Genomic DNA, 22,559 nt, shown 5'->3' with positions numbered 1-22,559 from the left:
TCATCATTGTAAGCAAATTTCTTTTGAGATGCAAGCTATTTAATTCATTTTTAGATTACGTTTGCTTTTGTGCTTTGATTTTCATCGCTTGCGTCAACATCTCATTCGCATGTTGCTTCGTGACATCTGTTACTTCAATGCCTGCAATCATCCGACTAATCTCCTCAATTTTTTCCTCTCCTGACAGCGGCGTCACGGAAGTCATCGTTCGATTCGCCGTCGTTGCTTTGGAAATATAGAAATGATGATCCGCCATCGCTGCTACTTGTGGAAGATGAGAAATACAAAGAACTTGTGACCCCACCGCGACCGCATAAATTTTCTCAGCAATAGCTTGTGCGACACGCCCACTAACCCCCGTATCGACTTCATCAAAAATAATAGATGTAATGCCTTGATGCCTCGAAAAAATCGTTTTGAGCGCTAACATCATTCGGGAAAGCTCCCCGCCCGATGCAACTTTAGACAATGGTTTTAAAGGCTCACCTGGGTTCGTACTCATATAAAATGCGACTTTATCTACACCATTTTCTGTGAATTCGTTCGCTTGTGTCGCAAAGTTCACTTGGAAAATCGCTTTTTCCATATAGAGTTCATTCAGTTCATCCTTGATTTGTTTTTCTAATTGCTTTGCTGACTTCTGACGGATTGTTGTTAATTTTGTTGCCAGCTCATGCAACTGATCCTTCGCTTTTTCAAGGTCTTTTTCAAGCTGGTCTAAGTGTGTCTCTCGATCAGATAGCTCCACAATTTCTTGATCGATATCCTCATTATATTGAATGATCGCTTCCACTGTCTTTCCATACTTGCGTTTTAGCTGGCTCAATTCATTCAGACGCGTTTCGATCGTATCTAACTCATCTGGCTGAAACTCCAGTTTATCAAGCTCCTGACGAATTTGCATCGCGCTGTCCTCCAGTAAATAAAAACTAGAAGCGACGGACTCACTTAACGCCTTATACTCTGGTAAAATATCACTCGCCGAAGCCACATGACGCATCGCTTCCGAAATAAACTCTAAACCTCGTTCTTCTCCTTGTAGCGCAGTATAAGCATTCTGCAAGCTTTCATTGATTTTCTCAAAATTAGCAAGGACATGCTTTTGCTCCATCAAAGCCTCTTCTTCACCTAGACGTAAGTTCGCACTTGTGATTTCATCTTGTTGAAAACGCAACATATCCAAACGCTGTGCCAGTTCTTGTTCATTTTTGGTCCAATTGCGCCATTTCGCCTTCATTTCTGTATATGCCACATATTTCGTCTGATATTTCGCCAAAGTAGACGCGATGTCATTCCAAGCAAAGCGGTCGAGTAACTGTAAATGAAACTCATCGTTCATCAATTCTTGGTGTTCATGCTGGCTATGGATATCGATAAGCCGCGATCCAATTTCCCGCAAAACAACGGTCGTTGCTAGTTTCCCGTTAATCCGACAGGTGTTTTTGCCACTTTGGAATAAGATACGTTCGAGGACAACCATGCCGTCACTGGCATCAATTCCGTTACTATGAAGCGCGTCTAAACAACCTTTATTGTGCGGGTTTATCGTAAACAGTCCTTGAATCTCAAGCTTTTCTTCCCCATGTCTAATAAAATCAACAGAACCTCGGCCACCGACAAGAAGACCGAGCGCATCAATAATAATCGATTTTCCTGCGCCGGTCTCCCCCGTTAATACCGTCATACCTTCTTGAAAAGATAAATTTAAAGATTCGATGATAGCAAAATTTCTAATCGTTAGTTCTTGTAACAAATCTATTCACCTCAAACTCAGAGCATCTCGATAAAACGCTCGGATAATACTTTCGCATCTTCTTCACTGCGGCAAATGATCAAACATGTATCATCTCCACACAATGAGCCTACTTTTTCTTCCCAGTTCAAATTGTCAATGAGCGCCCCAATAGCGTTGGCATTTCCGGGCATTACTTTTAAGATCAACATGAATTGGACGACTTCTACACTAATAAATGCGTCGACAAGCGAACGCTTTAACTTTTGATGTGGATTGAATCGATTATCTGCGGGTAAGCTATACTTATATGTTCCTGTTTGTGTTGGTACTTTGACAAGATGCAATTCTTTAATATCTCGGGAAATCGTGGCTTGGGTGACTTTGACATCTCTTTTTAGCAATAACTCAACAAGATCTTCCTGTGTTTCGATTTCATTGGATGTCACGAGTTCTCTAATAATAATATGACGATGACCTTTATTCATAATTTCTCACCTCACGAACTTTTTCTCTCTTACATCTTAGCCCAAAACGAGCATAAAGTCACGGATTTAACTTGAAAAAAGTTTCTGAAAGCCATTATGCATGTGAAAAAGTCAAAATAAGGCTTGAAATAATGGGAAATACGCTGAAAATACAAAAATACCAAGCCATCTAGATCAGACGACTCGGTATGCATAATTATTCTAAATTCGAATGTGCTTCGGCAACGATTTCTGTGAGCGCCGTCTCTGACAAGTGATTTTCAGCCTTATTATCCCATTTTAAGTGAGCAATAAATTCGATATTCCCTTCGCCACCTGTAATCGGAGAATAATCGACAGCAAGCACAGAATAACCTTCTGCTATCGCGAAATTGGTGATTTTCTCTATGACTTCCAGATGCACTTTAGCATCGCGGATAATGCCTTTTTTGCCGACTTGTTCTTTGCCGGCTTCAAACTGCGGCTTGATCAACGTCATGACCTCGCCACCACTCACAAGCACTGTTTTCAAGACTGGTAAAATAAGTTTCAATGAGATAAAAGAGACATCAATTGTCGCGAAATCAGCCAAGCCTTGCTCAAAATCTGCTGGTGTAACGTAACGAAAATTGGTGCGTTCCATCACGGTGACACGCGGATCATTGCGCAGTTTCCAAGCGAGCTGATTATAGCCTACGTCTAGCGCATAGGAATGTTTAGCACCGTTTTGAAGGGCGCAATCCGTAAAGCCACCAGTGGATGAACCAATATCGAGTAGCAACTTGTCTTTAACCGCCAAATCAAACACTTGTAACGCCTTCTCAAGCTTCAACCCGCCACGACTCACGTAAGGCATAACCTTGCCCTTCACTTGGAACTCGACTTCTACCGGAAACTTTTCTCCGGGCTTATCAACGCGTTCTTCTTTTAAATATACTAAACCAGCCATCACGGCCCGCTTTGCTTTTTCACGGGTTTCAAATAACCCTTGTTCTACTAATAATACGTCTACACGCTCTTTTTTTATCGCCATCTCTACGCCCTTATCTGTTTTTCTGGTAATATTTTTTGAATTGTACTTAAAATGCCAAGGGCGGAAATACCGTATTCTGCCAGGATCATATCTACCGAACCGTGGCTAATGAACTCATCAGGAAGACCAATCCGGCGAATCACTGTTTGGTCGTAGCCATGTTCCTCTGCAAACTCAAGCACCGCTGTGCCAAAACCGCCTTTTAAAAGCGCCTCTTCGACAGTAATAATCGGAATGCCGCGCTTCATGAGGTCATGTAACATATCTTTATCCAGCGGCTTGATAAAACGAGCGTTAATAACACCAGCTTGGATACCTTGACGTTTTAGTTCCATCGCTGCTTCAGCTGCCATCGGAATCGTTGTCCCAAATGTCAAAATTGCCACGTCTACTGGCGCGCTGAGCACTTCCCACGAACCGATCGGCAGGGCCTTCATTTCAGCGTCTATTTTCACGCCAAGTCCGTTGCCACGAGGATACCGAATCGCGATTGGACCTGCGTCGTATTCATGTGCTGTTTTCACAAGGTGACGCGCCTCATTCTCATCTTTTGGCATCATAATTGTCATATTCGGAATGCCACGCAAAAAGCCAATATCAAAAATCCCTTGATGCGTCTCACCATCTGCACCAACTAAACCAGCCCGGTCAATCCCAATCATGACATTCAAATCTTGCCTGCAAATATCATGTACAACTTGATCATACGCCCGCTGTAAAAACGTCGAATAAATCGCCAAAAATGGTTTCATATCAAGCGCAGCGAGTCCAGCCGCCATCGTTGTCGCATGCTGTTCGGCAATCCCAACATCAAAGAAGCGATCCGGGAACGCCGTCGCAAATTTTTCCAATTTAGAACCTACAGGCATCGCTGGTGTAATCGCAACGATTCGTTTGTCGCCCTGTGCCAACTCCAACATCGCATCACTAATAACTGCGCTCCAAGCAGGAGGTCCACCAACAGGCTTGATAAAGTCACCCGTTTCAATTTTGTAAGGACCTGTGCCGTGCCAATTACCCGTCCGATCAGATTCCGCCGGCTGATAGCCCTTTCCTTTGGTCGTCACGACGTGCATTAACACCGGACCTTTGACCTTCTTCGCAAATTCCATATTCGTAATCAAATCATTGTAATCATGCCCATTCACAGGACCAAGATATGTGTAGCCCATCTCTTCGAAAAACGTTCCTTGCACGAGTAAATATTTGATACTATCCTTGATTCGCTCAGCAGCACCAGCAATCTTATCACCGGCCGTCGGGATACGCTTCATCGCTGTTTCAATATCTTTTTTGGCACGTTTAAACTTACCAGATGTGCGCAACTTACCTAAAACATTATGCATCGCACCAACATTTGGTGCAATCGACATATTATTATCATTCAAAATCACGGTCACATTTTTCCCCATATCGCCAATATGATTGAGCGCTTCAAGAGCCATGCCACCAGTTAAAGCCCCGTCACCAATTATCGGTAAGACGTGGTATTTTTCACCGCGAATATCTCGTGCGATCGCCATACCTGCTGCTGCGGAGAGCGAAGTCGAACTATGTCCTGTTTCCCAAACGTCATGTTTCGATTCCTTACGCTTTGGAAAACCGTCTAAACCGTCATGTTGCCTAAGGGTATCAAATCTATCTGCTCTACCAGTTAAAATTTTGTGTACATAGGACTGATGTCCGACATCCCATAAAAACTTATCCTCAGGGCTATTAAAACAATGGTGAAGTGCTACAGTTAGCTCAACAACACCAAGATTTGGCCCAATATGCCCACCCGTTTTGGAAGTCGATTGAATTAGGAACTCGCGAATATCCGCACTGAGCGCTTCCATTTGCGTCACGTCCAAGTCTTTCACGAACGCAGGATCCTTAACTTTCAATAAATCCAAACAAAACAACTCACTTTCTAGGATTTCTCCATCATTATCGATTGGTACACGTAAAAAAGCCTGCTACCTTAAAAGTCTCCATTGTTTTTATTATAAACCAGTTGAAAGGATATTACTATTAAATTGTCGGCACCAATCAAATAAAGTAACTTTTTGTACAGGTATTAGAAGCCACTTAACGAGAAAAATAGCGCACCAGTAGAAGATGCGCTTAGACATACTTAATTTTTTAAAACTCACGAACAGCAATTAAATCCGTTAATCCTAGCAGATACGTCGCGTCTATATCTAATTTTTGTAAGGCTAATTTCGCTGCATTTGTATGTTCTACGAGCGCCTTTTTAGCACCGTCTAAGGTTAACAATGCTGGATACGTACTCTTTTGTAAATCAGAATCTCCACCAGTTGTTTTTACCCATTTTTTTAGCGTCACCGATGACATCCAATATATCATCGCAAATTTGAAACGCAATTCCAATATGGTTGGAGAATGAAGCCAATATATCTTGATCCGCTTTTGGCACACCAGCAATAATCGCACCACCAAGCACAGAAGCCGTTAACAATGCGCCTGTTTTCCGGCGATGCACAGACTCTAATTCTGCTAGCGTTAGTGTTCTATTTTCACCCAAAATATCTGCTTGTTGTCCGCCTACCATTCCATTCGAACCCGCACTTTTTGCAAATAGTTGTACCAACTGAAGCCGCGTTTCGCCAGACAAAGTCGTATCGCATGCAATAAGCTCAAATGCCTGTGTAAGCAACGCATCCCCTGCCAAAATAGCTGTCGCCTCTCCGTATACCTTATGGTTCGTAAGCTTACCTCGTCTGTAATCATCATTATCCATCGCTGGTAAATCATCGTGAATCAAACTATATGTATGAATCATTTCCATCGCAGCCGCTGTTTGGTAACCAAGTTGCGGCTTTTCATCAAAAGCAATAATCGTTGCCAGTAGTAGTAACGGCCGGATACGCTTACCACCAGCTCCTAATGAGTAAATCATCGACTGTTCTATTTTCTGATCCGATTCTGTTGCTGTAACCGCATGCTCCATACAACGCTCGACTTCTTTTTTATAATATTGCATAAACTGCTCAAAAGTCATCATTATTTAGTACCTTCTTCTGCCTGAAACGGCTCTTCTTCATCCGATTCCGTTACTACCTTAGCCAATTTATCTTCCGCAGCCGCAAGCTTTTCTTGGCATAATTTTGTTAACGCGATACCTCGTTGGTACATATCAAGTGAATCTTCTAGCGAAACATTGCCTTCTTCTAGCGCTTGGACGATGTTTTCTAACTCTTTCATTGCCTCTTCATAGCTCACTTTTTTCGTTGCCATAATCAGTTGTCCTCCTTTTCCGTAATTTTTGCTCGAACCTGACCATTAGCCATTCTCACTGTAATCTCATCACCAACCGCTACCTTCTCGTTACTTGTCAAAATGGTATCTTCTTTGTAAACAACGCTATATCCCCGATTTAGCAATGCTAGCGGGCTTAAATGTTCCAACGCTTCTACTTTTTGCAAAAAATCACGCCGTTTCGTTGTGAGTAGCCGACTCATTTGGCGATTCAAATCTTTGCTTGAACTAGCTAAAAGTTGCTGTTGTTGCGCTATTTCACGATCTAGCCCTGTATGTGCCAGCCGAAATGCGACACGCTCAAAGGCATGCTGTTTCAACAGAAGATGTTGCTTCAATCCTCGTTCCAAACGTTCCATAAAATAATCTATCCGTTCTTGGTATTGCTCCATTTGGCGTTTTGGACCATGCATGACTAGTCGTTCTTGGTAGCGCGCTACTTCCTGCTTAGAAATGTCAATTCGCTGTCGTATCGTTTGAATTAATCGGAAACGGCGTTCCGCCACGCGCTCTAGCAAATCTCGATAATCCGGGACCGCGAGTTCTGCCGCTGCTGTTGGTGTGGCAGCTCGCACATCTGCTACATAATCGGTGAGCGTCGTATCCGTCTCATGCCCTACCGCCGAAATAATCGGGATAGCCGAATCAGCCACCGCTCGAACGACAACTTCTTCATTAAATGCCCATAAATCCTCAATAGAGCCACCACCACGCCCAATAATCAACACATCGATATCATTGCGAAAATTAGCACGTTCAATGTTTCGGACAATATTAGGTGCTGCCGTATCTCCTTGTACAATCGTTGGAAACAGCAGAATCTCAGTGGCTGGCATCCGTCTCTTAATCGTCGTAATCATATCACGAATAGCAGCCCCCGTTTTCGATGTGACAATCCCAACTTTGGCAGGAAAAGAAGGAAGCGCCTGTTTGCGATTTTGCGCAAAAAGCCCTTCCTTTTCGAGCTGGTGCTTCAACTGCTCTAATTTAATGTATAAGCTACCAATACCATCTGGCTCCATCCACTCCGCATAGAGCTGATAGCGACCACCTTTACTAAATACACTGACACGACCAGTCAATAAAATTTGCATCCCATCTTCTGGCTTAAAACCCAATTTTGTTGCGGATTTTTGGAACATCACGCAGCGAAGCTCAGCACCTTCATCTTTCAGCGTAAAATACATGTGACCACTGACAGGTTGCTTAAAATTTGAAATTTCCCCTTTAACATAAATATTCTTCAAGTACGGATCCACTTCAAATTTTTTCTCGATATATTTAGTTAGCGCCTCCACACTGAGGTATTTATCTTGTTCCATCATCCCACAACCTTATATCTTTATTTCGTCTGTAATTGGATATTCCAAATACGTTTCGCGGCTTTCAATGTGTTTGCTAGCAACATCGTGATCGTCATTGGACCGACACCACCTGGAACTGGTGTAATGAAACCTGCCGTATCCTTTACATCATCGAAGTCAACATCCCCACATAATTTATTATTTTCATCGCGATCCATACCGACATCAATGACAACTGCACCTGGTTTGATGGCCTCTTTTTTAATGAACTTAGCAAGGCCTGTCGCCACTACCAAAATATCTGCAGTACGAGCAACGGCTGGTAGATCTTTTGTGCGGCTATGCGCGATAGTAACTGTCGCGTTTTCTTGTAACAACAACTGAGCGACTGGTTTACCGACAATATTACTACGACCAATGACTACGGCTTGCTTCCCTTCGATGCCAACACCTGTTGATTTGATTAACTCAATAATGCCTGCTGGTGTACAAGGAACAAAAGCTTCTTTACCCACGTAAAGGTTCCCAACATTGATCGGGTGGAAGCCATCGACATCTTTTTCCGGAATAATCGTATCGATCACCTTATCCTCAGAAATATGTTTTGGTAGCGGCAATTGCACTAATATCCCGTGGATTGTAACATCTTTGTTCAACGCTTCTACCGTTTCCAATAATTTCGACTCGGAAATATCTTCTGGTAATTCAATTAAAACGGATTTCATACCGGCTTCTTCTGTGCGCTTCTGCTTATTTCTTACATATGTACGGCTTGCCTGATTGTCACCAACAAGAACAACCGCTAGTCCTGGTTGTAAATTTTGTTTTGCGAGCTCAGCCACCTCATTTGCTACATGTTCTTGAATTTTCTTTGCCAGCTGTTTACCATCAATAATTTGTCCCATCAAAAAAGCCCCCTTGAATTTTATCTGAAACCTGCTTATATTCCGAGGCCTGTACAAGCCCCGAAACAGGTAACATTACTTTAAAAGTGAAACTGCCTCTTGCTTGCACAAAAGGTTTTATAAATTAAAAATGAAACTGTGTGAAAGAAAAAAAATATCAGGATTATTCGTCTTTCGCAATGTTTGCTAAGACGCCATTAATAAACTTACTCGATTTCTCATCGCTGAAGATTTTCGCGATTTCTAATGATTCGTTAAGGCTTACTCGGTCCGGAATATCTTCACAATACACCATTTCGAATACGCTCACTCGTAATATAGCAAGGTCGACTTTGTTTAATCGATCCATACGCCAATTATCAAGATTTCCCGCGATTTGCTCATCGATAGCTGCTTTATTGGCCACAACGCCCTCAACTAACTTGTCTACGTAGGCATCACTTTCGTCTTCCATCACGTTGGCTATCGCTTGATCCAAATGCATCTCATTAAGTTCCATTTGAAACAATATTTGAAGAGCCTTTTCCCGTGCTTCTCGTCTTTTCATTAAGAGCTCTACTCCTTATTACTGAATTAGGGCCTAGCCCAACTCGTACTAAATTTCTAATTCGTCAAATGATACCGTTTCTTGACGCTCGAAGTGGACACCCACAATGTGGATGTTCACTTCGATGACTTCAAGCCCAGTCATATTTAAAATTGTTTCGCGAATGCTATCTTGGATATTCTGCGCAAGTAGTGGAATCGTGGCACCAAACTGAATATAACAGTAAACGTCAATAACAATACCCGCTTCCGTTAAATCAATTTTGACACCTTTGCTATGATTAACTGCTCCGCCTAAACGTTCACGCATTTCATTTGTAAACGAGCCCTGCATGCCAGCAACATTCTCAACTTCTGCCGCCGCAAGACCTGCAATAACACCAATAACCTCAGGTGCAATTTCAATTTTACCTAGTGTTTCCTCGTTTTTTATTTTTTTGTCAGTGCCATGATTATCTCTCCTTACGATAGATTCATTACATCATATTTCTCAAGAAATTTCGTATTGAAGTCTCCGGATAGAAAAACTTCATGATCTAAGACGCGCAGATGGAAGGGAATCGTCGTCGGAATACCATCAATCCCAAACTCACCCAATGCCCGCTTCATTTTAGCAATAGCTTCTTCACGTGTTTCGCCATAGCAGATCACTTTTGCAACCATAGAATCGTAATATGGAGGGATTTTGTAATTCGGATATGCCGCAGAATCCACGCGGACACCATTGCCACCCGGTGGTAGATAAAACTTGATTTCGCCTGGTGCTGGCATGAAGTTCTTCTCTGGATTTTCTGCGTTGATGCGGCATTCAATTGCCCAACCAGTTAAAGTCACGTCTTCTTGCTTCATCGCTAAACGTTCACCAGATGCAACCAAAATTTGCTGTTTGACAATATCGACACCAGTAATCCACTCGGTTACAGGATGTTCTACTTGCACACGCGTGTTCATTTCCATGAAATAAAATGATTTCTCATGCGGTTCGTAGATAAATTCGATCGTTCCAGCACCAGAGTACTTCACAGCTTTCGCCGCTTTCACAGCCGCTTTCCCCATTTTTTGACGCATTTTCTCATCTAATGCTGGGGACGGGGCTTCTTCAATCAGCTTTTGAAGACGACGCTGGATTGTACAGTCGCGCTCGCCTAGATGGATCGCGTTACCGTAATTGTCCGCCATAATTTGAATCTCAACGTGTCGAAAATCCTGGATAAATTTCTCAATATACACACCTGGATCTCCAAAAGCAGTTTCAGCTTCTTGCTGGGTGATCTGTAAGCCAGAAACAAGTTTTTCTTCATCTTCTGCCACACGAATCCCTTTACCGCCACCACCTGCTGTTGCTTTAATAATGACTGGGTAACCGATTTTCTTTGCTAATTTCTTTGCTTCTTCTACGTCTTTAATAATACCTGTTGAACCTGGAACAACTGGTACGCCTGCTTTTTTCATTGTTTCACGAGCCACATCTTTTGTGCCCATTTGTGAGATTGCATTGGCACTTGGACCGATGAAAATGATATTACAATCTTGACAAAGCTCCGCGAAATCAGCATTCTCAGCTAAGAAACCGTAACCTGGATGGATCGCATCGCAATTCGTTAAAACAGCGACGCTAATAATATTAGACATATTTAGATAACTTTCTTTGGAAGAAGCGGGTCCAACACAATAAGCCTCATCAGCCAATTGAATGTGCAAACTCTCAGCATCTGCCTCTGAATAAATCGCGACCGTTTCAATATTCATCTCTTTCGCAGCACGAATGATACGAACAGCGATTTCTCCACGGTTCGCTATCAGTATTTTTTTTATCATCATAAATTACCCCTTATTTCTTTCTAACTTTAAACAACGGTTGACCAAATTCTACAAGTTCCCCATTAGACGCCAGCACTTCAACTACTTCCCCGTCGATGTCTGCCTCTACTTCATTCAAGAGCTTCATCGCTTCAATGATACAAACGACTGTTTTTGTATTCACAACAGAACCAGCTTCTACAAACGCCGGACTTTCTGGGTTTGGCGAACTATAAAAAGTTCCAACCATCGGTGATGTGACAACGTGTAGATCTTCCTCAGGTGCTGCGGCTACAACTGGCGCTTCACTTTCGATTGATGGTGCTGGAAGAACCGCCTGAACTGTCGGCGTCGTGATTACAGGTGCAGCTATATGTTCTCCACCTTTTTTCATTCTAATTTTCCCTTGTTCTGTTTCATATTCGAATTCCGTCAATGAAGACTCATCGACTAATTTCACAAGTTGTTTAATCTCGCTAATTGATAACATTATTTATAACACTCCTCAATATTCATCTATACAATATATATAAGTTCGAATGCATTCGTCACGCATCCTAATTATTGTACCATACTTTTCATAGAAACTCTTAGGTTAACACCGTTTTTTCGCAAAAAAATAGCCCTGTCGATTCTTGTCCTGAGCGAACTACAAAAGTAGGCTCCAAACAGGAATAGACAGACTATTTTTATTTATTGAGCGCGCGAAACGTAGGAGCCGCCCTCTGTTGTATTAACAACAAGCGTATCATCTACGTTTACAAAGAAAGGCACGTTAACGACAAGGCCTGTTTCTAGCGTCGCTGGCTTAGAGCCACCAGAAGATGTATCGCCTTTAATGCCAGGATCTGTCGCCACTACTTTTAGTTCTACCGTGTTTGGCAAATCAACACCCAATGTTTCTCCTTGGTACATCATGATTTGAACTTCCATATTTTCTCGCAAAAATTTCAATTCATACTCGATCTGTTTTTCTGGTAGCTCGATTTGATCATACGTTTCTGTGTTCATAAATACGTGTTGATCGCCACTTGCATACAGATATTGCATTTTATTGTTATCGATTTGTGCCTTAGCTACTTTCTCGCCACCACGGAACGTTTTTTCTTGAATCGCGCCTGTACGTAAGTTCCGTAATTTAGAGCGAACAAAAGCGGCACCTTTACCTGGTTTTACATGTTGGAAATCTAGCACACGCCAGATGCCATTATCTACTTCGATCGTTAAACCTGTTTTAAAATCGTTTACTGAAATCATCTTTGTATCCTCCTACTTTTAAGTTGGTTTCATCCCTACTTATTTAACCACAAAACGCGCCATTATACAATTCTATAAAATAATTAGTTCTTTAGGTGAGTGTGTCAAAACTTCATTTCCTGTTTCCGTGATCAAAATATCATCTTCAATTCGCACGCCACCAATCCCTGGCAAATAAATACCCGGCTCATCTGTAACAACATTCCCTGGCACAAGAACATTAGGGCTCTTCATCGAAAGATTTGGACCTTCATGAATCTCTAAGCCAATACCGTGTCCGAGAGAATGCCCAAAAGCTTCTCCATACCCTTTAGACGCAATATGATCACGCGCAATAGCATCCGCTTCGATCCCTGTCATGCCTGGTTTTAGCGCTTCGATCACTTTAAGTTGCGCTTCTAATGTCACCGCGTAAATTTCTTTTAGTTTCGGACTCGGTTCTCCGATTGCAATTGTACGCGTCATATCCGAACAGTAACCGTTATAGTAACACCCGTAATCCATTGTCACAAAATCGCCAACTTCGATGATTTTATCTGACGCCACGCCGTGCGGTAAGGCAGAACGCAGACCAGAAGCCACAATTGTATCAAAAGAAGACCCTGACGCCCCGTTTCTGCGCATAAAAAATTCTAACTCATTGGATACTTCTAGTTCCGTCAAACCCGGTTTGATGAAAGTTAAGATGTGCTTGAATGCCGCATCAGCAATTTCACAAGCTGTCTTGATCGCTGAAAGTTCCGATGCTGTCTTCACTTTACGCATAGCTTCCAAAAGATCGCTAAACGGCTCTAATTTTGCCGAAAAATAACTTTGCATCAACTTGTGTTCTGCAACAGTGACGTAAGCCTCTTCAAAGGAAAGGACTTTAATGCCAAGCTCTGAGATAATTCCTTCTACCGCCTCGAAAATAGGTCCTTTATTTTGGCGGATTTCATAACCAATTGCCTGTTTTGCAGCTTGTTCCGTATAGCGAAAGTCCGTAATAAAAAAAGCATTTTTCGGTGTGATTAAAGCCATCCCAGTTGTTCCAGTAAAATCGGCTACGTAGCGACGATTATAGTCACTTGTCACCAATATTGCTTCGATTTTATGATCTGTTAATAACGCTTGAATTTTTGCTAATTTTGTCATTCCAATTCCTCCTATTTTTTATGTTATGTAACTTGATTTTCCGCTCGAATACAGCTATTCTAACACAAATGAAGTAAAATAACTTTTTTTATGCGTTATAACTATACGAAACTCACAAATTAGCGTAGAATAGCAGATGTATACTAAATAAGGCTGGTGAACGATTTTGAGTGAACAGACAAAAGGAATATATGGCGGTCAAGCCGTCGTCGAAGGTGTAATGTTTGGCGGCAAAAAAGAGACCGTTACCGCTATCAGGCGAAAAGACGGCACCATCGAATACTTCTACCTAACCAAAAACCCTCCTGCTTGGGTTCAAATGCTGAAGCGCATCCCTTTCATCCGAGGTATTGTAGCTTTAATTGAATCTAGCGCAATTGGCTCCAAACATCTCACTTTCGCGACCGATCGCTATGACGAAGACCCTCTAGATGAGACAGAAAACGAAAAAATCGAGAAAAAAGAATCGAAATTGACGATGTGGCTCGGCGTCGCAGTTGTTGGAGTGCTATCCTTCATCTTTGCCAAGTTTGTCATGACGCTAATTCCCGTGTTTATCGCGAACCTGTTTCGACCAATCGTAGCCGGTGATATGGGGCAAATCATGTTGGAAACTCTTTTCAAATTAATTTTACTGCTCAGCTATATTTTCGCCGTTTCCCAAACACCTATTATTAAACGCGTTTTCCAATATCATGGCGCAGAGCATAAAGTAATCAATTGTTATGAAGCAGATCTTCCGCTCACCGTTGCAAATGTTCAAAGCAGATCGCGGCTGCACTACCGCTGTGGTTCTAGCTTTATCTTGTTCACGGTCATTGTCGGGATGTTCATTTACATGCTCGTGCCTACCGATCCACTATGGGTTCGCGTCATCAACCGAATTTTGCTTATTCCAGTCGTCCTCGGCGTTGCTTTTGAAGTGTTACAACTGACGAATAAATGCCGAAACATCCCGATATTGAAATACCTCGGCGTTCCTGGTTTATGGCTCCAACTCTTGACAACAAAAGAACCACAAGATGATCAAATAGAAGTTGCCATTGCATCATTTAACGAATTACATCGCGTCGAACATGCGAAACAAGAAGAAACACTACCTGAAAATTTAGAACTACTGGAATGAGGTGATGCAAATGCGTCGATTTCCCATTTGGTTTTATATTCTCGCCATTTTTGCGATCCTTGGCATTTTCTACGTCGGCTTCAAAAGCTTGATTAGTAGCCTTGTCGTTTCCGTGATATTCATTCTCATTCTTTGGCTGCTACTCCGCTTTTGGGGTAACCAACCAAAAAAAGATGACAAATACCAAGCGGCAGTGAAACAATCACAAAAATTGCGCGCAAAAAACCAACCACAAACAAAAAAAAAGAAAAACTTCATTGAAAGTCATTGATGGAAAGAAAAAATAAGTTATAATAGTAAACGAAGGATAAGAATCGAAAGGGGTATATCAGCTTGAATATTGACTGGAGTTGGGTTTTAGCAATTGCCATCTTGGTTATTTTGCTAGGCTATGAATTGTATCAATTTACCATGCGTAAAAAAGCGTTAACCATTTTAACCGAGGAAGAATTCAAAAAAGATTATCGAAAAGCGCAATTGATCGATGTGCGCGAACCGAATGAATTCGATGCTGGTCATATTTTGGGAGCAAGAAACATTCCTATGTCCCAAATGAAGGCGCGAAAAGCAGAAATTCGTCAAGATTTACCGGTTTATCTGTATTGTCAAGGCGCGCAACGCAGCAACCGTGCAGCCATTATGCTTTACAAAAACGGCTACACGAACCTTTTCCAATTAAAAGGCGGCTACAAAAGATGGTCAGGCAAAACAAAATCAAAATAAACACAAAGCCGCTGAGCACACCCATGCTTGGTGGTTTTTTCTAGGAGGCTTATATCCCATGTCAAAAAAAATGCAAACACCCAAAATACCAGCACAACTAGAAGCTTACGACCCCAACTGGTTATCCGAAGAGATTTACTTACGCGAAGTACTCATCGAAGATCGTGAGTTCAATGTAGATCCAATGGAACGCATTGTGCTAGATCAAGTTATTTTGAGAAATGTGAATTTCGTGACGCTAGCGTTTCCAAATATCGAACTGACTGATGTGATTTTCGAGAAATGCAACTTGTCCAATGTTGTATTTAACTCGGCAGTCATCCATCGTTGCCAGTTTATCGACTGCAAACTAACTGGTGCCGATCTTTCTGACTCACTGATACATAATACGTTATTTCAAAACTGCTTGATGACGATGAGTTCACTAGGTTTCTCCAAATTCAAAAACGTGGAATGGTTGGATTGCGCCCTTCTGAACGCTGACTTTTATGAATGCGAACTCAAGCAATCTGCGCTTAAGAACTGCCAGCTAAACGAAGCCAATTTTTCAAATGTCGCGATGGAGAGCATCGATCTTAGCATCAATCACTTTGAGGGTATCACAGTATCTCTTGATAAATTGCGTGGTTGTCGCGCCACCTCTGAACAAGCGCTTAGTTTCGCGCGAGCCTTAGGTATTACGATTACAGAAGATGAATAAAAATGCCATGTCTCCTAAATTGAAGCGGGAGGCATGGCATTTTTTCTTAATTAGTTACTTCATCTTCTACTTTTTCTTGATAGCGTAAAACAGGCTTTCTTGCTGCTCGTGTCTCGTCTAAACGTTTTACATAAGTGTTATATGGCGCTTCTTGAACGATTTCAGGATTATCCTCGGCTTCTTTTGCAATTTTAAGCATCACATCGATAAACCCATCCAACGTTTCTTTTGACTCTGTTTCTGTCGGCTCAATCATGATGGCTTCTTCCACGATAAGCGGGAAATACACCGTTGGCGGATGGAAATTATGGTCGAGCAAGCGTTTTGCAATATCGAGCGTACGAACACCCAATTGCTTTTGGCGCTTACCAGATAGCACAAATTCATGTTTGCAAACTTGATCAAATGGCAAATTGTAGTCACCTTCCAAACGACGCATCATATAGTTTGCATTCAAGACCGCATATTCCGTCACTTTCTTCAGACCATCAGGCCCCATCGTACGAATATACGTATAGGCACGAACATTAATGCCAAAGTTACCATAGTAAGGTTTTACACGCCCAATTGATTGCGGATAATTATAGTCGAATGTATACGTATCTTCTTTCTTCGTCAAAACTGGCGTCGGCAAAAACGGAATCAAATCTTTCTTCACCCCGATAGGCCCGGAACCTGGTCCACCGCCACCATGAGGTCCAGTGAATGTTTTGTGCAAATTCAAATGTACTGCATCAAAACCCATATCCCCTGGGCGCACTTTAGCCATAATTGCGTTTAGATTGGCGCCATCATAATACAATTTCCCTCCGGCTTGATGGACGATATCTGCCATCTCCACAATATCCGCCTCAAAAAGGCCTAGCGTGTTGGGGTTTGTAAGCATCAATGCCGCTGTATCATCACCGACTACACTTTTAGATCATCAATATCGACAAGACCTTTGGCATTAGATTTGACTGTGATAATCTCAAAACCAGCCACTGATGCCGATGCAGGGTTTGTACCGTGCGCCGAATCTGGAATAATCACTTTTGTACGATGATGATCCCCATTCGCTTCATGGAAAGCACGAATTAGCATCAATGCTGTCCACTCTCCATGCGCTCCTGCAGCAGGTTGTAACGTCACTTCATCCATTCCTGTTATTTCTACAAGACTTTCCTGAAGATCATAAAGCAGCTCCATCGCACCTTGCACAGATTCTTCTGGTTGGTACGGATGAATATTAGCAAATCCAGGGAATCTCGCTACTTTTTCGTTAATTTTCGGATTATATTTCATCGTACAAGAACCAAGTGGATAAAAACCGGAGTCCACACCAAAGTTATGATTTGAAAGCGTTGTATAGTGGCGCATCAACTCAAGCTCGCTCAACTCTGGTAACGCTGGTGGTTTTTCTCGGACATAAGTCGCTCCAAATAAATCAGCTAAATCAAGCTCCGGCACATCACGTTCTGGTAAGCTATACCCAACGCGCCCCGGAACAGATCGTTCAAATACTAATGGCATCGTTTCACTGTTATTCATTTTGCACCCTCCAAACTCGCTACGAAGATCTCAATTTCTTCCTTTGTACGCATTTCTGTAACGGCGACAAGCATGTGATTAGCATACTTTTCTTCATAAATCCCCAAATCATAGCCACCGATAATACCTTGTTCTAGTAGTTCCAAATTGACTTCCTTCACTGGTTTCGCCAATTTTATGACAAATTCGTTGAAAAAAGCATCGCCAGAGATCACTTCAAAACCTTTGTCCTGAAAAGCTTTTTTAGCAAAATGTGACTTATCAATGTTTTGTTGGGCCATTTCCGTAATGCCTTGTTTTCCAAGTGCACTCATTGCCACAGATGAAGCAAGAGCATTCAACGCTTGATTCGAGCAAATATTAGAAGTTGCTTTATCGCGGCGGATATGTTGCTCACGAGCTTGTAAGGTCAATACATACCCTCGTTTCCCGTTTTCATCCACTGTTTCACCAACAAGACGACCAGGAACCTTACGCGTCAACTTCGAATTTACCGCGAAATAGCCGCAATGTGGTCCACCAAATGCTTCTGCAATAACCGAATACCTGCGTGTCTCCAACAACAATATCCGCACCAAGCTCGCCAGGTGGTGTCAACGCCCCTAGTGCCAGCGGATTGCTTGAAACCACAAACAACGCCTTATTAGCATGAGCCAATGGTTCCATTTCCTGAAGCGCCTCCACTTGACCATAAAAATTCGGATATTGGACGATAATCGCCGCAACAGTATCGTCCACCTGCGATTCTAGGGCTATCAAATCAGTAACGCCATCTTTCTCATCAATCTCAATAACATCAATATGTTGCCCCATCGCGTATGTTTTTACAACATTACGGGATTCTGGGTGTACCGCTTTTGAAATCAAGATTTTTTTGCGCTTCGTATGTGCACTGGCAAGCATTGCAGCCTCAGCAAGTGAGGTTCCGCCATCATACATGGAAGAGTTCGCTAAATCCATACCAGTTATTTCAGCAATCATTGTTTGGAACTCAAATATGGCCTGCAATTCCCCTTGTGAAATCTCTGGCTGATAAGGCGTGTAAGCCGTGTAAAATTCAGATCGTGAAATCACGCTGTCCACAACCGTCGGAATATAATGATCATATACCCCTGCACCTAAAAAAGATGCATATTCCACAGAATCTGCGTTTTTACTTGCCATTTTTGCCAGTTCTTTCAAAAGCGCTGGTTCCGATTTTGCAGGTTTTAAATTATATTCCCGATTAAAACGAATCGACTCTGGAATATCTGTAAACAGCTCATCAATAGAAGAAACCCCAATCGTATCTAACATATCTTTCTCATCTTGCTCCGTCATTGGTAAAAAACGATGTTTAGCCATAACCTTATTTCCCCCTTCATTATTTCACGCGTTTATAAAATGGAGTTGGCACTACTTTCGCCTTGAGCTTTTTGTTACGAACCTCTACCTCTACTTCTGTATCTAGCACTGTATAATCGATATCAATAAGCGCTAGTCCAAGATTTTTGCTAAGCGTTGGCGATTGCGTTCCACTTGTTACAATTCCAATCTCCTTGTCACCAGCAAAAACTTTATAATCATGCCTTGGAATACCACGATCAACCAGTTCAATTCCTACTGATTTTCGAGATAATCCCGCCTCTTTTTGTTCGATTAAAGCTTGTTTTCCAATAAAGTCAGCCTCTTTTTGCAATTTCACCGCAAAGCCAACTCCAGCCTCAAGTGGCGTAATATCCTTAGAAAGTTCTTGACCGTACAATGCTAAATTCGCTTCAAAACGCAACGTATCCCTTGCACCTAGTCCGATTGGAAGAACATTTTTCTCAAGGATAGCCTCCCAAACACGTGGTGTATCAGTCGCTTTCGTGTAAATTTCAAAGCCATCCTCACCCGTGTAGCCTGATCTAGAGACAAGAGCAGGAACGCCGGCGACCTCTACATTATCGACAAAACCAAAGAACGTCAACGCTCCCAAATCAGCCTTCGTAAGCGTGCTTAAAACAGCTTCCGCATTTGGGCCCTGTAACGCTAGCTGGCCGTATTCCTCAGATACATTTTGAACATTAACTCCCTCTGTTGCATGCTCGGCTAGCCAATTAAAATCTTTTTCTGTATTGGCCGCATTCACAACCAGAAGATATTCGTTATCAGCCTTTTTATAGACAACCAAGTCATCTACCACACCACCGTTTTCGTAACACATAATATTATATTGTGCCTTGCCTACTTTTAACTTCGAAATATCATTGGAAAGCAGTCGTTGTAAATAGGCTAAACTCCCAGCTCCCTCCACTCGAAACTTCCCCCATGTGCGACACATCAAATAACCCAGCATTCGTTCGTACGGCTTCATGCTCCGCTTTAATCCCCGAAAATTGTACGGGTAAATCCCATCCACCAAAATCAATTGTCTTTGCACCGTATTTCTCGTAAAGCGGAAAAACAGGTGTTTTCTTCAAATCAGTCATGCGAATCCTCCTCTTTTTTTGCATACTAAAAGGACTTACTCGTTAAAATAAGTCTCTGTCGTGCTCCAAAATAAGGAATAATGCCTCCAGAGTTGCGTCCCATAAACATCCTTTTGCCTGAGAGTTTCACATTCACATGCTTTCCCCGTCGGCGCCGCAAAAAATCTGCAGTCTCTCTGTCTATTTTCATCCGCTCTTTTATGTATTAGCTGCCTTTTCTATATGTTACCACGAGACCCTATCGTTCGGCAAATAATTAAGTTTCAGATGATAAAATTATAAATAAAGCATAATAGTTCGGAATGAAAGGGCTTTACCGATAAATAACAACTTTATTATACGTATGTGAAAACGAGAGCAAATTGAATAATATGAAAAAAAATTTTTTATCCCTGCATCGAAATTTTTTCCTAAAGATTTCGCGATTAAATTCTGTTTTTCACAAACTTTCTTGCCCAAATATCCTATTGTCCCCTTGAAGCGAACAAAGGAGTATTGGCGATCGATGGCGAATACATTTAGCATAGACACAAATAAGGAGCCCTGCCCCATGATCCAAAATCTAGCTAATACACTATTACAACAAGCAGTTCTGCTTTCTGCAAGTGATGTTCATCTCATTCCATTTGAGCAGAAATACCGCATTCTTTTACGAATCAGTGGTAGGTTACAATTTTTCACCTTCTTACCATTGGATAACGGTGAACGTTTACTGTCCCATCTGAAGTACCGCGGTTTTATGGATATTAGTGAAACCAGAAAGCCACAAAGCGGTTCTTTCCAAACAACGATACATGGGAATAACGTATCCGTTCGCCTTGCAACAATTCCTAATTTTCGCTTCGTAGAAAGCATGGTCATCCGTGTTTTCTCAGATCAAGAAATCGCACTTTTTCAAAAAAGTAGCATTTTCCATAAGATAACACACCATATTTTATCTCTCGCACAAAACCGAACTGGGCTACTCTTATTTTCAGGTGCAACGGGAAGTGGAAAAACTTCTAGCATGTATAGTTTAGCGCATTCCTTAAGTTTGCGGGAGCCCTTGCAAATAATAACAATTGAAGATCCTGTCGAACGCCCAATGCCCTCCTTTTTGCAAGTGCAAATAAATGAGAAAGCCGGCTTAGATTACGCAGATATCATCCGAGCGACCTTACGTCACGATCCAGATATCCTAGTGGTTGGAGAAATTCGGGATGCCCACACAGCTAAGATGGTTATTCGAGGTGCATTAACCGGGCACCTTGTACTGAGCACTGTCCATGCAGATAGCACATATGGTGTACTATCTCGATTACTTGAACTTGGTGTGGATCAAGAAGAGCTACGACAATGTCTAATTGGCATATCTCATCAACGATTATGCCACCTCTATTGTTTGTTTTGCAAAGGTAGATGCCACCCATTATGCAATCATCTCACTCAAAAAAGAACAGCACTTTATGAATTTATAGAAAAAGAACAGATTAATCAATTTTTCACCACCACCTCAGAACTCGAACAAACAAATACTATCAAAAACCAGATGAAGAAAGGAGCATGTTATGGCTTTTTCTCTCCGCAATAACTGGCGTGCCGATGGTGAGTTTCTAATACGACTTGCCGATTTATTAAGCAAAGGCTTCACAATGGAAGAAGCGATTTCCTTTCTTTCCATAACCACACCTAAAGACGCTTCAAGAAACACATTGATGATAGCGACACTAGCCTCTGGCGCTCCTTTTAGCGAAGCACTGTTACAGGCTAAATTCCCAAGCTTTGTCTGTACCCAACTTCACTACGCTAGCAAACATGGCTATTTCAATGAGACCGTACAAGAAACGGGCGACCATTTAACAAGAAAAGCAGAACAGCAAAAAGCATTACGCAAAATCTTTCAATATCCGCTGATTTTATTCATGACGGTTATCGTTGTGTTTTTTCTCTTACGCATTTTCTTACTTCCAAAATTCGATATGTTATTTCAACAACTAACCCATGGCGAGAATCAAACATCAAACTTCACCTACTTTATTTTAGAGAAATTACCATTGCTCTTCCTTGCCTTTCTTGGCCTACTCTTTCTCCTGTGTACTTTCTTCTTAACTAAACAGAGAAAAAAGAATTCCTATGAGCGTGCCGAATTATATTGCAAAATACCCTTTGTAAAAAAATTCATGAAATTACACTATTCCCAACTATTTGCTCGCGAGTGCGGCTATCTAATTAAAAGCGGACTATCCATTCATGATATGGTACAAGTATTTTCCCTGCCAGACTCCCCACCACTTTTCAAATATATTAGCCAAGAAATTGAAAAAATCCTTTGCAGAAGGTACACCATTCACTAAGTCCCTTTCCTTTTTTTCCATTTTTGAAAAAGAGATGGTTTATATTATTCAACACGGCGAAAAAAACGGGCAACTAGCTGAAGAATTATTATTTTACTATGTGCTTTGCCACCAAAAATCAGAAGAAAAAATAGCGAAGGTCTTCAGCTTCATACAACCAGCTGTTTTCATGGTTATCGGTGTCCTCATCGTCTCGATCTACTTGTCCATCTTGTTTCCAATGTTTAGCATGGTAAATTCCATCTAAACAATAAA

The 22,559-nt window shown here is 41.8% G+C and carries 20 protein-coding genes, 4 pseudogenes and 1 riboswitch; of the genes and pseudogenes, 6 read left to right on the top strand and 18 right to left on the bottom strand.

Going from position 1 to position 22,559, the window contains the following annotated elements:
• Positions 1 to 55 precede the first annotated feature (55 nt).
• The 14 genes and pseudogenes from recN to PGRAN_RS03065 form a co-directional block, all read right to left on the bottom strand.
• Entirely contained in the window at positions 56 to 1,753 is a 1,698-nt protein-coding gene (gene recN, locus PGRAN_RS03130) for a DNA repair protein RecN (protein ID WP_036064964.1), read from the bottom strand.
• A gap of 17 nt (positions 1,754 to 1,770) precedes the next feature.
• Entirely contained in the window at positions 1,771 to 2,220 is a 450-nt protein-coding gene (ahrC, locus tag PGRAN_RS03125) for a transcriptional regulator AhrC/ArgR (protein ID WP_036064963.1), read from the bottom strand.
• Positions 2,221 to 2,416: 196 nt separating this feature from the next.
• Positions 2,417 to 3,232: a TlyA family RNA methyltransferase gene (locus tag PGRAN_RS03120; RefSeq protein WP_036064962.1), complete on the bottom strand. Its 816-nt coding sequence runs from the start codon at positions 3,230 to 3,232 to the stop codon at positions 2,417 to 2,419.
• A 2-nt stretch (positions 3,233 to 3,234) separates the two neighbouring features.
• Positions 3,235 to 5,127, bottom strand: a complete 1,893-nt coding sequence (gene dxs / locus PGRAN_RS03115) for a 1-deoxy-D-xylulose-5-phosphate synthase (protein WP_036064960.1) — start codon at positions 5,125 to 5,127, stop codon at positions 3,235 to 3,237.
• Between the two features lie 229 nt (positions 5,128 to 5,356).
• A pseudogene (locus PGRAN_RS03110) lies at positions 5,357 to 6,239 on the bottom strand (polyprenyl synthetase family protein).
• Positions 6,239 to 6,472 (bottom strand): exodeoxyribonuclease VII small subunit, encoded by a 234-nt coding sequence (gene xseB / locus PGRAN_RS03105; RefSeq protein WP_036064957.1) that lies wholly within the window; start codon positions 6,470 to 6,472, stop codon positions 6,239 to 6,241. The pseudogene PGRAN_RS03110 and the gene xseB overlap by 1 nt, the downstream one beginning before the upstream one ends.
• Positions 6,473 to 6,474: 2 nt before the next feature.
• Positions 6,475 to 7,815, bottom strand: coding sequence for an exodeoxyribonuclease VII large subunit (gene xseA / locus PGRAN_RS03100; RefSeq protein WP_036065281.1), 1,341 nt, complete (start codon positions 7,813 to 7,815; stop codon positions 6,475 to 6,477).
• A gap of 20 nt (positions 7,816 to 7,835) precedes the next feature.
• A complete protein-coding gene (gene folD, locus PGRAN_RS03095; RefSeq protein WP_036064955.1) occupies positions 7,836 to 8,702 on the bottom strand; it encodes a bifunctional methylenetetrahydrofolate dehydrogenase/methenyltetrahydrofolate cyclohydrolase FolD in 867 nt (288 codons plus the stop codon).
• A gap of 163 nt (positions 8,703 to 8,865) precedes the next feature.
• Positions 8,866 to 9,249 (bottom strand): transcription antitermination factor NusB, encoded by a 384-nt coding sequence (gene nusB / locus PGRAN_RS03090; protein WP_036064953.1) that lies wholly within the window; start codon positions 9,247 to 9,249, stop codon positions 8,866 to 8,868.
• 48 nt (positions 9,250 to 9,297) lie between these two features.
• Positions 9,298 to 9,681 carry an Asp23/Gls24 family envelope stress response protein gene (locus tag PGRAN_RS03085; protein ID WP_036064951.1) on the bottom strand — a complete coding sequence of 128 codons (384 nt, stop codon included), beginning with the start codon at positions 9,679 to 9,681 and terminating at the stop codon, positions 9,298 to 9,300.
• A gap of 29 nt (positions 9,682 to 9,710) precedes the next feature.
• Positions 9,711 to 11,066 (bottom strand): acetyl-CoA carboxylase biotin carboxylase subunit, encoded by a 1,356-nt coding sequence (gene accC, locus PGRAN_RS03080; protein WP_036064950.1) that lies wholly within the window; start codon positions 11,064 to 11,066, stop codon positions 9,711 to 9,713.
• Positions 11,067 to 11,079: 13 nt separating this feature from the next.
• The gene (accB, locus tag PGRAN_RS03075) at positions 11,080 to 11,538 is read right to left on the bottom strand and encodes an acetyl-CoA carboxylase biotin carboxyl carrier protein (protein ID WP_036064949.1); all 459 of its coding nucleotides are present in this window, start codon (positions 11,536 to 11,538) and stop codon (positions 11,080 to 11,082) included.
• Between the two features lie 203 nt (positions 11,539 to 11,741).
• The gene (efp, locus tag PGRAN_RS03070) at positions 11,742 to 12,305 is read right to left on the bottom strand and encodes an elongation factor P (protein ID WP_036064947.1); all 564 of its coding nucleotides are present in this window, start codon (positions 12,303 to 12,305) and stop codon (positions 11,742 to 11,744) included.
• Positions 12,306 to 12,377: 72 nt separating this feature from the next.
• The gene (locus tag PGRAN_RS03065) at positions 12,378 to 13,439 is read right to left on the bottom strand and encodes a M24 family metallopeptidase (RefSeq protein WP_036064944.1); all 1,062 of its coding nucleotides are present in this window, start codon (positions 13,437 to 13,439) and stop codon (positions 12,378 to 12,380) included.
• A gap of 220 nt (positions 13,440 to 13,659) precedes the next feature.
• On the opposite strand from PGRAN_RS03065, the gene PGRAN_RS03060 reads away from it, so the two are divergent.
• The 4 genes from PGRAN_RS03060 (at position 13,660) to PGRAN_RS03045 (ending at position 15,988) form a co-directional block, all read left to right on the top strand.
• Entirely contained in the window at positions 13,660 to 14,565 is a 906-nt protein-coding gene (locus PGRAN_RS03060; RefSeq protein ID WP_420911964.1) for a DUF1385 domain-containing protein, read from the top strand.
• 10 nt (positions 14,566 to 14,575) lie between these two features.
• Complete coding sequence (locus tag PGRAN_RS03055) at positions 14,576 to 14,836, top strand: hypothetical protein (protein WP_051998398.1); 261 nt, start codon at positions 14,576 to 14,578, stop codon at positions 14,834 to 14,836.
• Positions 14,837 to 14,904: 68 nt separating this feature from the next.
• A complete protein-coding gene (locus PGRAN_RS03050) occupies positions 14,905 to 15,288 on the top strand; it encodes a rhodanese-like domain-containing protein (protein ID WP_036065278.1) in 384 nt (127 codons plus the stop codon).
• A gap of 58 nt (positions 15,289 to 15,346) precedes the next feature.
• Complete coding sequence (locus tag PGRAN_RS03045; RefSeq protein ID WP_036064942.1) at positions 15,347 to 15,988, top strand: pentapeptide repeat-containing protein; 642 nt, start codon at positions 15,347 to 15,349, stop codon at positions 15,986 to 15,988.
• A 46-nt stretch (positions 15,989 to 16,034) separates the two neighbouring features.
• On the opposite strand, the pseudogene gcvPB reads toward PGRAN_RS03045, so the two are convergent.
• From gcvPB to PGRAN_RS17475, 4 genes and pseudogenes are all read right to left on the bottom strand, one after another.
• Positions 16,035 to 17,518 (bottom strand): annotated as a pseudogene (gcvPB, locus tag PGRAN_RS03040) (aminomethyl-transferring glycine dehydrogenase subunit GcvPB).
• A pseudogene (gene gcvPA / locus PGRAN_RS03035) lies at positions 17,515 to 18,862 on the bottom strand (aminomethyl-transferring glycine dehydrogenase subunit GcvPA). Before gcvPA ends, gcvPB begins: the two co-directional pseudogenes overlap by 4 nt.
• Positions 18,863 to 18,881: 19 nt before the next feature.
• Positions 18,882 to 19,838, bottom strand: a complete 957-nt coding sequence (gene gcvT / locus PGRAN_RS03030; RefSeq protein WP_277619702.1) for a glycine cleavage system aminomethyltransferase GcvT — start codon at positions 19,836 to 19,838, stop codon at positions 18,882 to 18,884.
• Positions 19,747 to 19,971 (bottom strand): hypothetical protein, encoded by a 225-nt coding sequence (locus PGRAN_RS17475; RefSeq protein ID WP_277619697.1) that lies wholly within the window; start codon positions 19,969 to 19,971, stop codon positions 19,747 to 19,749. The genes gcvT and PGRAN_RS17475 overlap by 92 nt, the downstream gene beginning before the upstream one ends.
• Positions 19,972 to 20,066: 95 nt before the next feature.
• A riboswitch (glycine riboswitch) is annotated at positions 20,067 to 20,161 on the bottom strand.
• A gap of 360 nt (positions 20,162 to 20,521) precedes the next feature.
• Between PGRAN_RS17475 and comGA the strand changes: the two genes are divergently transcribed.
• Both comGA and comGB read left to right on the top strand, forming a co-directional pair.
• Positions 20,522 to 21,541 carry a competence type IV pilus ATPase ComGA gene (comGA, locus tag PGRAN_RS03025; RefSeq protein WP_036065276.1) on the top strand — a complete coding sequence of 340 codons (1,020 nt, stop codon included), beginning with the start codon at positions 20,522 to 20,524 and terminating at the stop codon, positions 21,539 to 21,541.
• Positions 21,519 to 22,551: pseudogene (comGB, locus tag PGRAN_RS03020) on the top strand (competence type IV pilus assembly protein ComGB). Before comGA ends, comGB begins: the two are co-directional and overlap by 23 nt.
• The last annotated feature ends 8 nt before the right edge of the window (positions 22,552 to 22,559 follow it).

It is taken from the genome of Listeria grandensis FSL F6-0971 (assembly GCF_000525835.1).
Taxonomy (GTDB): Bacteria; Bacillota; Bacilli; order Lactobacillales; family Listeriaceae; genus Listeria_A; species Listeria_A grandensis.
Note: the sequence above shows the minus strand (reverse complement) of the source record. Positions and strands in the feature narration are given on the sequence as shown.